Raw genomic sequence first — 13,021 nt, forward strand, 5'->3', positions numbered from 1 at the left:
GCCGCAACGTCACCAAGTAGCATACGCACCGTCGATCACCGCCGTTTCTACTATAAATCCTGACATCTCAGCGGCGGCAACAATGAATGATCTTTACGGATGACGCGCTATCGTCCGTGTCGTCGAGGACGGACTATTTAGCGAACACAGTCGACGGCGCTACCGCCGCTGAAAGGGGACTGCCATGAATTTTTTGGGTGTGCCTACCGATGATGGTGTGCGCCCTTATTTAAGAGCGCTTATCTTAGCTCACCCACTATTTAAGCCAAAAGCTGATTGCTTAAATAAGGCCGCGTTCGCATAATGTGGCATGCCCGAATCAACATCCAACCTCCGGCTAGGCCGCTTTGTAGAGACCCCTGTTGCGGGGGAAATCCCGGCGAGTTTCGCCGGTCTCAGAACTGGATCGGTGGTTCACGTCCAGCCAACGCACTGTTCGTGCCGCCACCGCCGACCGAGATGGATGCTTGTCTCGATGCCCTTGAGCGCTTCATGCACGAGGACGGCTCGCGTCTGCCTGCCCTGATCAAGGCCGGGCTGCTGCACGTGCAATTCGAGACCATCCACCCGTTCCTTGATGGCAATGGCAGGATCGGTCGCTTGTTGGTGACGCTGTACCTCTGCGTCAACGGTGTGCTGCGCAAGCCGCTGCTCTATCTGAGCCTCTACCTTAAAACGCATCGCGCCGACTATTACCGCCTGCTTCAGGAGGTGCGCGAGCACGGGGCATGGGAAGCCTGGCTCGATTTCTTTCTTGCCGGTGTTGCAGATACGGCCAATCAGGCATTCGAGGCCGCCACCCGAATTGTCGATCTGTTCAAGGAAGACCGCGAGCGGATCACGACAGAGAGCGACCGGGCCGGCTCCGCGCTGCGTATCCACGATCTGTTTCAGCAAAACCCGTTCCTGACGGCCAACCAACTCGTTCAGCAAACAGGTCTCTCAGCCCCCACGGTCAATGCCGCGCTCGCCGATCTTGAACGGTTCGGCATCGTCGAAGAAATCACCGGCCGTAAACGGGGGCGCGTGTTCAGTTACCGGCGATATCTCGCCATCTTGAGCGAGGGAACCGACCCGCTCCCCACGACGGCTTAAAAGGGGGGAGTCCGTGCCGATAAAAACTATATCCGCCGCACAATTCGCGACCGCCTTCGATCTCAGGCCAAACCTCGTGGCATGGTTTCTCGGTGCTGGTGCATCGGCCGCCTCCGGCATTCCGACTGGCTATGCCATGATCCGCGATTTCAAGGCGCAAATCTTTTGCCGCGAAACAAACCTGTCAAAGCGCGAGATCGATACCGCTGACCCGATCTGGATCGACAGGATCGATGCCTTTTTCCGCCAAAACTCGCTGTTGCCACCTGACGGTGATCCTACAGAATATGCCAAGGCCTTCGAAGCGGTCTATCCAGAGGCTCGGCATCGCCGACAGTATATAGACGATGCGATCTCCAAGGGTACTCCCTGTTTTGGACATAAGGTGCTTGGCAGTCTTATGGCTGCTGGCAAGGTCGATAGCGTTTTCACCACGAACTTCGATCCGCTTATCGAGGAGTCGGCGCATTCTGCAAATGCGATCCTTCCGATAGACGGCCAGAACCGACCAACTGTGGCGGCGATCGATTCCGCCGACCGTGCCATGCGGTGCCTCAATGAATCGGACTGGCCGTTGGTCGCTAAGCTCCACGGTGATATCAGTCGATCGCGATTAAGAACACGGGATCGGAACTAGAGGAACAGGACGCCCGGATACGGCATGTGCTGGTGGAATCCGGCAAGCGCTTCGGAATGATCTTCGTCGGCTACAGCGGACGCGACGCTTCGATCATGGAGGCGCTGAACACGGTTCTCGATGCGCCTTCGCCATTTCCGAACGGACTGTACTGGCTCACGTCGTCAGCTTCGCGTTTACTGCCCGCAGTGATCGAATTCCTAGAGCGCGCCGGAGCGGCTGGCGTGGATGTGGCCGTCGTTGAGTGCGCGACCTTCGACGAACTGGCTGCCGATATCATCAAGGTAACCGATTTACCCAAGCCGCTTCTTGATCGGGTGATGGAAGGGCGACCTACGCCGCGTCTCGTCCCCGTTCAGATTCCAAATGCCAAAGCCCGCGCATTCCCGGTGCTGCGCTATTCGGCGATTCTGCTCCAATCGATGCCGACCGCGGCCAGGCGCATCAGGTTGAGCCAACCGACAACATCGGCAGAGGTGCGCGAGATCTTCAAGGCGAAGGGATGTCGGGCGACGGCGGCCGCTTTGGGGCGTGAGCTAGCGGTGTTCGGGCGTGACCAGGAAATCCTGGATGGCTTGGCTCCGCTTGGCCCATCGCTCGCTGGAACGATTGACCTAGATCCGGTTGCTGATAGCTGGGCGACGGGCTTGCTCTACGACACGCTCGTGCGATCTCTCGCCCGACAGCGCCCGCTCATCCCACGCTACAGGCGTTCGGGCCATTCGCTCGTCGTTGCAACACCGCACGACGGCGATGATCCTGATCGAACGCGGCGTCAGCAACAAACCCTATCCCGGCTGCGCGATGCCTACGGCACCAGTCTGTTTGGCACAGTGCCCAAGCTCGGCTTCCCGTTTCAGGAGGGTGTCCAGCTCAAGCTGGAACAGGTCGATGGAAAGTGGTGGTGCGGCTTCGAGCCTTATCCTCCGAATATCGGCCTCCCTTCCTCCGCAAGCTTCTTCGGATCCGATGGAGGGATTGTGGCTTCGGTCTTTATACGCACACCGCTGGAGGGCGGCGCGGAATAGGTTGTGCGTTTTGCCTCAGAAGCGACATTCAGGTTCACGCTCGAGGTAGATCTAGCGGACATAACGACCGCTTCGGTATAGGCGTTTGGGTCGAGGGAGCCGCGTGGCGAGCTAACTTCACGCGTCGTCTCTTCCTGCGCACGAGAAAGACTGCCATCCCAGCCACGCCCAACATCGTAACGACCGCCGTGCCGTTGCTAGACGATGCGGGAGGCTGGCTTTCAACGGTCTGGGTCGATGCTTCCGACAGCGGTTGAGGCGTTGCGGTCTGAGCGGATGCGACAGCGGCGGGTCCTGAACTGGGTACATCGACCTCAATCGCTTTTGGCTGCTCGACATTTCGCGCGGTCTTAGGTACCTCGACCTCAACCGTGTCCGACGAAAACACACCGTACGATCTCGTAGTCGATGATGATGGCCTCATCAGAATGAACGCGATGGATATCCTGGAAGACGCTGGCTTCAGGGTGCTGGGAGCGGCGAACGCCGAGGAGGCATTGTTGGTCCTCCAGAAACACGGCGAAGACATTCAGCTTCTGTTTACGGATGTGCAGATGCCGCCGGGCGAGCTGAACGGTTTCCACCTCGCTCGGCGAAGGTTACCTGCAAAGGCGGTCAACAAGGTCATCGACGTCGTTTCGATGACTTGGTTGTGGACCTTGCTCACGTCTGATAAGCGACGAGGCCCCAGGTGGTCCTGCGCTCAAGGCATGGTCCAGCAAGGCGATATCAAGCCCGAAACCGGTCGAATGCTGATAGGTGTCTGGTTGGTGGATCTACGTCCGGATGGCGGTAAATTTCATCTCTGAGGTAACGCAGTTCAGCGTCGATCGATTCTTCTCCAACTTCGATCCACCAGGACTTGGGTCGCCCATCGCTTCCGTCGGACCAGCGATAGCCTCGCGCCTTAAGGTGGTCTTTCATGTCGTAGGGACTGTTCTCCGCAAAAACGCGAACACACGCCCTCTGGCTTGCTTCATAGAGTTCAGCGAAAGCTGTGAAAGCGGACCCTTCTACCTTACGAGACAAGACCTCCAAAAGCGCAAAACAATCATCGACAGCGCGATGACCATCGTGGAAGTAGCCCGCGTGCGCGATCAGATATCCGAGCTTGGTGCCTTCATATCCCCGCGACGACCAGTCGATCTCCGAGTTGGAGCAAGCCCAGGCCTTGCCAGAAAACAGGTGAGAAAATGCCTCGCAGAATGGCCGGTCGAAACCGGCATTGTGAGCGATCAACAGATCGGCCGGTTCAATCAGGCCCTTCAACGCAGCGATATCGATTGACTGCGCGGCTACCATATCATCTGTGATCCCGGTAAGCTTGGTGATCTCAGGCGGGATGGAAATGCTCGGCTGTTGAAGCCCACCGTAGATGCCTGTCACATCACCGATGTTTCCAGTCGCATCAAACGTGAAAGCGATCACGCCAATCTCTATTATTTCATCTTTTTGGGCATTGAGGCCCGTGGTCTCGGTATCGAGAATGATGCCCTTGAGGGGGTACTCCGGACGTGCAAATCGTGAAACCGCGCGTGGGGTCAGTTTCTGCAGTATCCGATAGCGGCCGGTGTCCGACAGATGACGGACCATCTCCTCTTCACTCATCGGGATGGCATGCTTTTCGACCTTGGCGGATTTGGAGGCATCTCGCGTGACCACTTGATCCCGCGGAGCCTGCTCCGAAAACATATCGAATTGTTCTGCCATTCGCGCTGTCGTAGCCCCCTCGCCAATTTTCTCCCTTCAAACACGGTACCACCAGCAGATCAACCTTGTTTGTTGAGGATGCGATCCAGCCACGCTAGCGAATAGCGTTAAATTCGAGCCTAGGCCGCGAAAGCTCTTTGATATTTGGACTGACCCGTTCACCATTAAAAGGTACGTCAACTGTAGTAGGAGTTGCCAATTCGGTTCGCATTACCCGCGATCAATTTGAAACTTAAAACGCCTTGGCGGAAAAACCGTAAACTGGGATCAGCAGCTTTTAGTGCGGGAGACCACTTGAAACATCACGTGCCATCTGATCCTGGCTTGATCAGCTGCGGTCGCTTCCACTGTGCGAAGTGGAACCTAGCGCCCACCCTGCCGTTTGTTGTGCTACCCCAATTAAAACTTCGAGGGCACGCTTATGGACGAGAACAAATCCGCTCCCCGCACAACAACCGATGCAGGCATACCTGTACAAAGCGATGAGCATTCACTGACAATAGGACCAAATGGCCCCATCGTCCTGAACGATCACTATCTCATTGAGCAGATGGCGAATTTCAACCGTGAGCGAATTCCCGAAAGGCAACCCCATGCCAAAGGTAGCGGCGCTTTCGGCCATTTCGAAGTGACGAACGACGTCAGAAAATTCACCAAAGCAAAATTTCTTCAACCCGGAGCAAAGGTGGAGACAGCAGTTCGCTTCTCTACCGTAGCGGGTGAGCGTGGAAGTCCCGACACCTGGAGAGACCCGCGTGGTTTTTCGGTGAAGTTCTACACAGAGGACGGTAACTTCGACATGGTCGGCAACAACACGCCGATTTTCTTCATTCGCGACCCCATGAAGTTCCAGCATTTCATCCGAAGCCAAAAGCGCCGGGCCGACAACGGACTGCGCGACCATGACATGCAGTGGGACTTTTGGACGCTGAGCCCAGAAAGTGCGCATCAGGTCACATATCTTATGGGTGATCGTGGCGTACCAAGAAACTGGCGCGAGATGAACGGCTATGGAAGCCACACATATATGCTCATAAACGATGGGGGCGACAAGTATTGGGTCAAGTGGCACTTCCACACCGATCTGGGCGACGGCAACGCGCATCTAACGCAAGACGCGGCTGACACGATGGCCGGGCAGGACGGAGATTACCACCGCCGCGACCTGTTCGATCACATTGCCAAAGGCGAATTCCCAAGTTGGACCCTAAAGTTTCAGGTGATGCCGTTTGACGATGCAAAAACATACCGGATCAATCCGTTCGATCTCACCAAGACATGGCCGCACGAAGATTACCCGCTGATGGAGGTAGGCAAGCTTACTCTCGACACGAATCCGGTGGATTGGGACACCCAGATCGAGCAGCTGGCATTCGAACCAAACAACATGGTTCCTGGCATCGGGCTCAGCCCAGACAAGATGCTTCTAGCACGCGGTTTTTCTTACGCTGACGCACACCGTGCTCGCCTTGGAGTGAATTATAAGCAAATTCCCGTCAATCAGGCGAAGGCGGCGGAAGTGCATTCTTATTCCCGCGCAGGACGCGGCAGGACGGTGAATGCCCTTGATCCGGTCTATGCTCCTAATTCCTATGGTGGCCCTGGGGCACAGCCGGAAACGGGAGGAGAGGCGACTTGGTTCGCAGATGGCGAAATGGTGCGGGCAGCTTATACATTGCGAGAAGATGATGACGACTGGAGCCAGCCGGGCGCGCTCGTGCGCGAGGTAATGGACGATGCGCAACGGGAACGTTTCGTCAAAAATGTCTCGGGCCATCTCGCGGACGGGGTGAGCGAGCCAATCTTGGAACGCTCGTTCAATTACTGGCGCAATGTCGACAAAGATGTTGGTGATCGGATTGAGAAAGCAACTCGCGATTTGCTCGGAGGCACTTCGGGCGCTCCAGGGATGGCAAGCGCTGAATCAATATCAGGATATCAAGGTATTCCCCCGACATCGTCGGTTGCCAAGGGTGACATAAAAAAAGCCTGATTGGAAAAGCGAGGTGATGCCCGCAAAACTGATTCCAACTTGATGGTCGTCAGTACCGCTTCCCACAGCATTTCCAGAGAAGCGGTACTGAAAAGTAAGCATAGCGGCGATCCGTTATTCGAAAACTACCTCTTTTTCACTTGAAAATTTGCGCTGACAACAGACGTCATGATTGGCGTTCGGCGTGATGATGTTGATGTGATGGCATCTCGTGATCTGCGCACTTGTGACTATGAGCTTGGACAATATTTAAACAGTCGTGCCAATCTTGAAAGAGGCCTCGTCGTCCAATTGGATCGCCATATGAGGACAGATTTTTAACGCGGGCTATTTGCGATGTGGAACCAAAATTTTAAGCCCGCATTATTGTATGCCGCAAAATCAGGACCCCTCATGACAGATGACACCAATACCCGGCAGGACGCCAGAGACGCCGGAAATCGCCTGGTTGATGGGCACGCTGCTGAAGATCCATTCGCGGCGGCATTCAAAGCCACCCGTATGCCCATGATCATTACTGATCCGCGTCAGGCAGACAATCCTATCATCTTCTGTAACACGGCATTCTGCAGACTAACCGGCTACTCCGACGAGGAGTTGATCGGCAAGAACTGCCGCATCCTTCAGGGGCAAGATACCGATCCGGAGGCGGTGCAGGAGCTCCGCGACGCTATTGCGGCGGAGAAGGATCTTTCGATTGACATTCTCAATTACAAAAAGGACGGATCAGAGTTCTGGAATGCTCTTTTTGTCAGTCCAGTTCGCGATGTTTCGGGAACCGTGATCTATTTCTTTGCATCGCAACTCGACTTTACGAATATCAAAAGCAAGGAAGCGGAGCTCGCACGGGCACGTCATATCGCCGAGGAAGCAGTGGCGATGAGCACAGTGGATTTAACAGACGCCCTTCGCGCCAAGACGACCTTGATGCACGAGGTCGACCATAGGGTGAAAAACAATCTCCTGACTATAGCATCGATCGTGAAACTTCAGGCGCGAATGACGGAAAATGAGGTCGTGGAGCGGACACTGATGTCAGTGCTCAATCGAGTCGAAGCGCTCAGTACCGTCCAGCGTAAGCTATCGAACGACGAAGAAGTCGGCTATTTCGACGTCGCCGATTTCGCAAATACATTAATTCTAGACAAGATAAGTGCGCTCAAGCGCTCCGACATACGGCTGACGACGGATCTGCATGAGGTGGTCGTCCCGGCGACCAAGGCATCTCCGTTGGCTCTCATCATCAATGAGCTCGTCGGCGACGCCATCCGCAGAGGGCTGGGTGATGGTGGCGGCGAGATTCACCTGGAGATCAGGCGGCTTAACGGGCACTTTTTGATCCGCTTGGTTGATATCATTTTCCCAGTGGATGTTGACAAAGAAGAGGCCGAGTTCGGCCAGAAGATGCTTGAGGCGTGTCTCCTGCAACTTCGTGCAAAGATCGACCGTGAGGTTAGCGGTCGCCGCACTGACGTCAGCGTCACGCTTTCCGTGAAAGAATAAGAGGATTATCCTTGAATATCTTAATTGTCGAGGACGAAGTCCTGCTAGCTATGGAACTGGAAAGCGAAGTGGAGGACGCCGGCCATCTTGTTGTCGGGACAGCTGCTGATAGCCGGGAAGCAATCGATCTCATTGGCAGCACTTCACCTCATTTTGCGTTTGTTGATATCCAATTGCTTGATGGTCCAACGGGTATCGATGTGGGTCGTTACCTTACCGCTAGGACAATACCCTTCGTTTTCGTGTCTGGTAACATCAAACGCATTCCCGAAGACTTCGCCGGAGCAATTGGCGCAATCGAGAAGCCTTACACGATGAACGGGTTGCAAAACGCCATGCAATTTCTCCAAAGCATCGTCGAGGGAACCCCGATGTCGCCCGTTCCGCCGCCAAGCCTTGTTCTTTCACCCGCTGTCCTCGCCTCTCTTGCCGCGTGATCAACTCCGCGTCCGCGCGGTTAAGGAAACCAAGTGAGTTCAACATCGGAGCGCATCGGCGCTGTTCAAAATTCAGGTCTACTAGATGCTCCTATCCAGTCTGAATTTCAGGACATCATCGAGGTCGTGAAGGCAGGGCTAAACTGTCCCGTGGCGCTGGTTTCTATTCTTGATAAAGATCGCCAGGTTTTCATAGCACATCTGGGATTGCCGGAAAAATGGGCCGAGGCGGCCGAAACCCCTCTGACGCATTCTTTCTGTCAACACGTCGTCCGCGACGAGCAGCCTCTGATCATTGGTGACGCGACGATCCATGATCTTGTAAGAGACAATTTGGCTATCACTGATCTCGGAGTGATCTCCTACATGGGAGTACCAGTTACAATGCCGGGCGGTCTAGTGATTGGGGCACTGGCTGCGATCGATGGCAAACCGAGGACCTGGACTAACGACGAACTTGAGCTGCTCGGACGGATCGGCAAGGTGGTCTCGAACCAGATTGCCACCTTTTTGTCCGAGCGCCGGTGGAGTTCCCTTTTTGAGCAGCTGGAAGAAGGCATCGTCATAGGCTCGGTGGTTCGGGATGCAGACGGCAAGATCATCGATTGGCGATATGAAACAGTTAACCCTGCCTGGAGCGAACTGGTATGCTACCCTGATCAAAACGTATCGGGCAGGACGATGCGTGAGATTTTTCCAAGTTTTGAGAACGAGTGGATATCCGACGTTTCTGACGTGGTAGAAAGCGGCCAGAATAAGCGGTTCACGCGAAAAGTCGGCTCGCTTGGTCGCTGGTTCGATGGATATGTGCAAGCGACCGGCAATGACAGATTTGTTATCATCTTCGTGGAGGTAACTGACCGCATGCATGCGGTCGAGGCACTTCAGGATAGCGAGACTAAGCTACGGCTCATTGTTGAAGGCGCGAAAGACTATATAATCCTGACATTAGATGATGAACAACGGATCAGCAGTTGGTTCGGTGGTGCGCAGGAAACCTTCGGTTGGTCGGAAGCCGAGATGCTCGGGCGGCCTTTCGCAGAGATCTTCACTACCGAAGATCGCGCAGCAAACATCCCTGCAGCAGAACTGCGTAAGGCCGCAGTTGAAGGCGTGGCAGTCGATCGGCGATGGCACCAAGGCGCTGACGGATCGATGGTTTTCCTTGATGGAACAGTCCGACCGTTTTCAAACCGTGGTGCTTCACCGATGTCGGGGTTCATCAAAGTGGCACGGAATGCAACCTCGCAAAAACTCGCCGAAGACCGGCAAATGGCATTTCTCGAGCTCGGAGATAAAATACGCGAACTCGACGACGTTGCCCATGTTGCATTTGTGGCGGCCGAACTTATGGCGCGCAACCTGACGGGCGCTACGAGAGCAGGCTACGGCGTCGTAGACCCAATTGCCGAAACCGTGGAGATGCTGCCAGATTGGTGTGCGCATGGTGTATCTACCGTTACAGGTCTGCACCAATTCCGGGACTATGGGTCGTACATCGAGAACCTCAAGCGCGGCGAAATGGTCATTATTCCGGACGTTGCAAAAGACCCTCGGACATCGGCGTCAGCGGAGCTGTTTCATTTGATCGGGATCTCAGTACTCGTAAATGTCCCAATTATCGAGCGCGGCGCGTTTGTTGGAGTTATGTTCGTTCATTATGATAAGCCCCATGATTTCACAATGGACGAGCGCGATTTTGTGCGCACCATTGCTGATCGGACGCGAGAGGCGATTTCTCGAATCCGCGCAGAGCAAGAACAACAAGTTCTAAACCACGAAATCAGTCATCGCTTGAAGAACACGATGGCGATGGTTCAGGCAATTGCGACCCAAACTCTGCGGCCCGTTACTGATCGAGGACCGGTCGATGCTTTTACCAACCGTCTCCATGCTCTGTCCAAGGCACACGAGGTGTTACTAGGCCAAGACTGGTCGTCGGCGCGTATGGTGGCAGTTATTGATTCCGTTCTCAGTCAGCTGTCTTTGCCCGAACGGTATTCCATATCAGGTCCAGACTTGGAGCTTGGACCGCGCTCTGCGCTATCCTTGGCCCTTCTGATGCACGAACTTGGCACCAACGCTTTGAAGTATGGAGCTTGGTCTAACGAGTCTGGCGCTGTCACCGTCAGTTGGAAAACTGAAGAAGCAAATGGAGAGTCTGCGCTACTTCTTCGTTGGAACGAGAGTAAAGGGCCCCCTGTGGCTGCACCGTCCGGAAAAGGGTTTGGATCGAAACTGATACGTCTCGGCTTGATGGGAACAGGTGGGGTCGAGGTGGATTACAGTCCGGATGGATTGCGCGTGACGATGCAGGCACTGGTTTCGCAGTTGAGGCAATCTTGAAAATGGCTAACGTTCAAAGAAACGTCGGGATTATTCTGGTGGTGGAAGACGAGCCGCTGTTGCGTTTGGCTGCTGTCGATCTGGTAGAAGCAGCAGGATATGAAGCGGTTGCTGCGGCAGATGCGACAGAGGCTGTGGCCATTTTGGAGGTACGGACTGACATCCGTGTCGTGTTCACCGATGTGGATATGCCGCGCGGCGTCGATGGTATGCGCCTTGCGGCTATTATTCGTGACAGATGGCCGCCGATCAAGGTGATCGTGGTTTCAGGACACATCGTGGATCCTGCAGATCAAATCCCAGCCGAAACTGTATTTTTTGCGAAGCCTTACCGGGAAGAGGCAATTGTCGAGACGATACGGCAGATGCTTGGATAGGTCCAGTGCACCTGCGTTGGGGATGCGGACGAATACCTGGAAACCATCAAAAGCTCGCTGGCAAACATTCCCTATGCTCATAGTCATAGAAAAACGCGCATCATGCCGAGCGCGGTGCGGTGTTGTCGACGATTAAAGATCCCCGATTTGCCCAATACGACGATCGCCAAGGCGGTCGAACGCTACGCGGCCCAACCGATTTTATCGGCTGGCAATCGTGTCCGGATAAAAATGACTGATAGTGTACCGTCAAGGGCAGCATCGCTGATCGAATTGTTGTGTCCGACAGGGCACAAACCTCCTCAGCCGCCCGCCTTTCGCAGACCTTAGAGTGAAGAGGCGCGGCTGACGGCGGTAAGCAAATCCGGCCTAGTTGGCACAGAACCGGAACTCGCTTTTGATCGTCTGGTTCGCTTGGCTGACCACGCAACCAGTGCTCCGAGTTGCTAGCTTTTTCTTCTATAAACAAACTATATTGGCGTAAAACCACGTGCCGTTAAAAGTGTGATAGCAATGCACTCGCCTTGAATTGACTCGAACCATAGACACCTTCCGGAGAACCGGAAACGTGCAACATATCGGCAGAATTCAGAGACCCGCGTGCCTGCCTCGTGTTCCCTCATTATGCCGTTAATCTGTTGGACCGTGAAACGGTTGCGCTTAGTTATCTGATGCTCCCAATGCGCACGAACTTATTTCGAAATGAATTAGTCCTGCGGGGCAAGGTCAAAAGGCGCGGCTCTGCCTTGAAGTGCGACGTCTGCCCGCGTCACCCTTGTTCGCGAATGTGAACTCAGACTGCTGTCCTTCTCTCAATTGTCGTTATGTCCGCTGACCTATTCGAGCCGCTGGCCGCTGGCCGCATTGAACAGATGGATGGCCGCAGCGTCTGGCATCACGGTGATGACGGAACCCGGAGACAGCGCGACACGCTCGCGAAACACGCCGATGACCTGAGTGTTGCCAAGCGTCATCGTGACCTGCGTCTCGGCGCCCATGGGCTCGACAAGCAATACCTCGGCCGGGACTCCCGCCGGATCCAGCTGGAGATGTTCGGGCCGGATGCCGAAGATTACCGGGCGGCCGACGTGGCTTTGGGCCGAATCCGGCAATGGCAGGGTAGCACCGGCCGTGGCGAAGCCATGCGAGGTTATCGTTCCTTCGAGGAAATTCATTGAAGGCGAGCCGATGAAGCCGGCAACGAAACGGTTGGCGGGGCGATCGTAGAGATCGAGCGGTGCGCCGATCTGCTCCACCCTTCCGCCGTTCAGAACGACGATCCGGTCGGCCATGGTCATCGCCTCGACCTGGTCGTGGGTCACGTAGACGGTCGTGGTCTTCAGCTTCTGGTGTAGCGACTTGATCTCGCCGCGCATGACCACGCGCAGTTTGGCGTCGAGATTCGACAGCGGCTCATCGAAGAGAAAGACCTGCGGATTGCGAACGATCGCCCTCCCCATCGCCACACGCTGGCGCTGTCCGCCGGACAGTTGGCGCGGGTAGCGGTCTAGCAGGGCTTCGAGGCCGAGAATTCCTGCCGCCCAGTTCACCCGCTCCGTGATCTCGGCCTTGCTCCCGCCGCGATGCTCCAGCGAAAAGCCCATATTGGTGGCCACCGTCATGTGCGGATAGAGCGCGTAGCTCTGGAACACCATCGCTATATCTCGATCCTTCGGATCGAGATCGTTGACGATGCGACCGCCGATATCGAGCGTGCCGCCGGTGATGGTTTCGAGCCCAGCGATCATCCGCAGCAGGGTGGACTTGCCGCAGCCGGACGGACCGACCAGCACAACGAACTCTCCGTCGTTGATGCCGAGATCGACACCATGGATGACGTTGACGGAGCCATAGCTCTTGCGGATATCGGAAAGAGTGACCTGAGCCATAATGGG

10 protein-coding genes and 2 pseudogenes are annotated in these 13,021 nt (G+C 55.3%); 9 read left to right on the forward strand and 3 right to left on the reverse strand.

Annotated elements, in window-relative coordinates; genetic code table 11:
* Positions 1-372 precede the first annotated feature (372 nt).
* The 4 genes and pseudogenes from AC27VJ_RS21875 to AC27VJ_RS21890 all read left to right on the forward strand — a co-directional run.
* A pseudogene (locus AC27VJ_RS21875) lies at positions 373-1,095 on the forward strand (Fic family protein); the annotation flags it as partial.
* 13 nt (positions 1,096-1,108) lie between these two features.
* Complete coding sequence (locus tag AC27VJ_RS21880; RefSeq protein ID WP_488685809.1) at positions 1,109-1,732, forward strand: SIR2 family protein; 624 nt, start codon at positions 1,109-1,111, stop codon at positions 1,730-1,732.
* A gap of 26 nt (positions 1,733-1,758) precedes the next feature.
* Positions 1,759-2,760, forward strand: coding sequence for a hypothetical protein (locus tag AC27VJ_RS21885; protein ID WP_488685810.1), 1,002 nt, complete (start codon positions 1,759-1,761; stop codon positions 2,758-2,760).
* A gap of 437 nt (positions 2,761-3,197) precedes the next feature.
* Positions 3,198-3,569: a hypothetical protein gene (locus AC27VJ_RS21890; RefSeq protein WP_488685882.1), complete on the forward strand. Its 372-nt coding sequence runs from the start codon at positions 3,198-3,200 to the stop codon at positions 3,567-3,569.
* Here AC27VJ_RS21890 and AC27VJ_RS21895 read toward each other — a convergent pair.
* Positions 3,490-4,470: a 3'-5' exonuclease gene (locus AC27VJ_RS21895; protein ID WP_488685811.1), complete on the reverse strand. Its 981-nt coding sequence runs from the start codon at positions 4,468-4,470 to the stop codon at positions 3,490-3,492. The two genes, AC27VJ_RS21890 and AC27VJ_RS21895, sit on opposite strands and share 80 nt — an antisense overlap.
* A gap of 421 nt (positions 4,471-4,891) precedes the next feature.
* Between AC27VJ_RS21895 and AC27VJ_RS21900 the strand changes: the two genes are divergently transcribed.
* The 5 genes from AC27VJ_RS21900 (at position 4,892) to AC27VJ_RS21920 (ending at position 11,126) form a co-directional block, all read left to right on the forward strand.
* Positions 4,892-6,463 (forward strand): catalase, encoded by a 1,572-nt coding sequence (locus tag AC27VJ_RS21900; RefSeq protein ID WP_488685812.1) that lies wholly within the window; start codon positions 4,892-4,894, stop codon positions 6,461-6,463.
* Between the two features lie 393 nt (positions 6,464-6,856).
* A complete protein-coding gene (locus AC27VJ_RS21905) occupies positions 6,857-7,966 on the forward strand; it encodes a PAS domain-containing protein (RefSeq protein ID WP_488685813.1) in 1,110 nt (369 codons plus the stop codon).
* An 11-nt stretch (positions 7,967-7,977) separates the two neighbouring features.
* Positions 7,978-8,403, forward strand: coding sequence for a response regulator (locus AC27VJ_RS21910; RefSeq protein WP_488685814.1), 426 nt, complete (start codon positions 7,978-7,980; stop codon positions 8,401-8,403).
* Between the two features lie 33 nt (positions 8,404-8,436).
* Positions 8,437-10,749, forward strand: coding sequence for a GAF domain-containing protein (locus tag AC27VJ_RS21915; protein WP_488685815.1), 2,313 nt, complete (start codon positions 8,437-8,439; stop codon positions 10,747-10,749).
* A 2-nt stretch (positions 10,750-10,751) separates the two neighbouring features.
* Positions 10,752-11,126: a response regulator gene (locus AC27VJ_RS21920; protein WP_113089548.1), complete on the forward strand. Its 375-nt coding sequence runs from the start codon at positions 10,752-10,754 to the stop codon at positions 11,124-11,126.
* A 578-nt stretch (positions 11,127-11,704) separates the two neighbouring features.
* Here the strand turns inward: AC27VJ_RS21920 and AC27VJ_RS21925 are convergent.
* A pseudogene (locus AC27VJ_RS21925) lies at positions 11,705-11,794 on the reverse strand (transposase); the annotation flags it as partial.
* A 168-nt stretch (positions 11,795-11,962) separates the two neighbouring features.
* Complete coding sequence (locus tag AC27VJ_RS21930) at positions 11,963-13,015, reverse strand: ABC transporter ATP-binding protein (protein ID WP_488685816.1); 1,053 nt, start codon at positions 13,013-13,015, stop codon at positions 11,963-11,965.
* Positions 13,016-13,021 lie beyond the last annotated feature (6 nt).

The sequence above is a fragment of the Agrobacterium sp. 20P9.1.2 genome (assembly GCF_057799395.1).

Bases quoted from the DNA above. Each gene is read 5' to 3' on its own strand.
- AC27VJ_RS21930 (WP_488685816.1), bottom strand. From the start codon at position 13,015: ATGGCTCAGGTCACTCTTTCCGATATCCGCAAGAGCTATGGCTCCGTC.
- AC27VJ_RS21895 (WP_488685811.1), bottom strand. From the start codon at position 4,470: ATGGCAGAACAATTCGATATGTTTTCGGAGCAGGCTCCGCGGGATCAA.
- AC27VJ_RS21890 (WP_488685882.1), top strand. From the start codon at position 3,198: ATGGATATCCTGGAAGACGCTGGCTTCAGGGTGCTGGGAGCGGCGAAC.
- AC27VJ_RS21905 (WP_488685813.1), top strand. From the start codon at position 6,857: ATGACAGATGACACCAATACCCGGCAGGACGCCAGAGACGCCGGAAAT.
- AC27VJ_RS21900 (WP_488685812.1), top strand. From the start codon at position 4,892: ATGGACGAGAACAAATCCGCTCCCCGCACAACAACCGATGCAGGCATA.
- AC27VJ_RS21920 (WP_113089548.1), top strand. From the start codon at position 10,752: ATGGCTAACGTTCAAAGAAACGTCGGGATTATTCTGGTGGTGGAAGAC.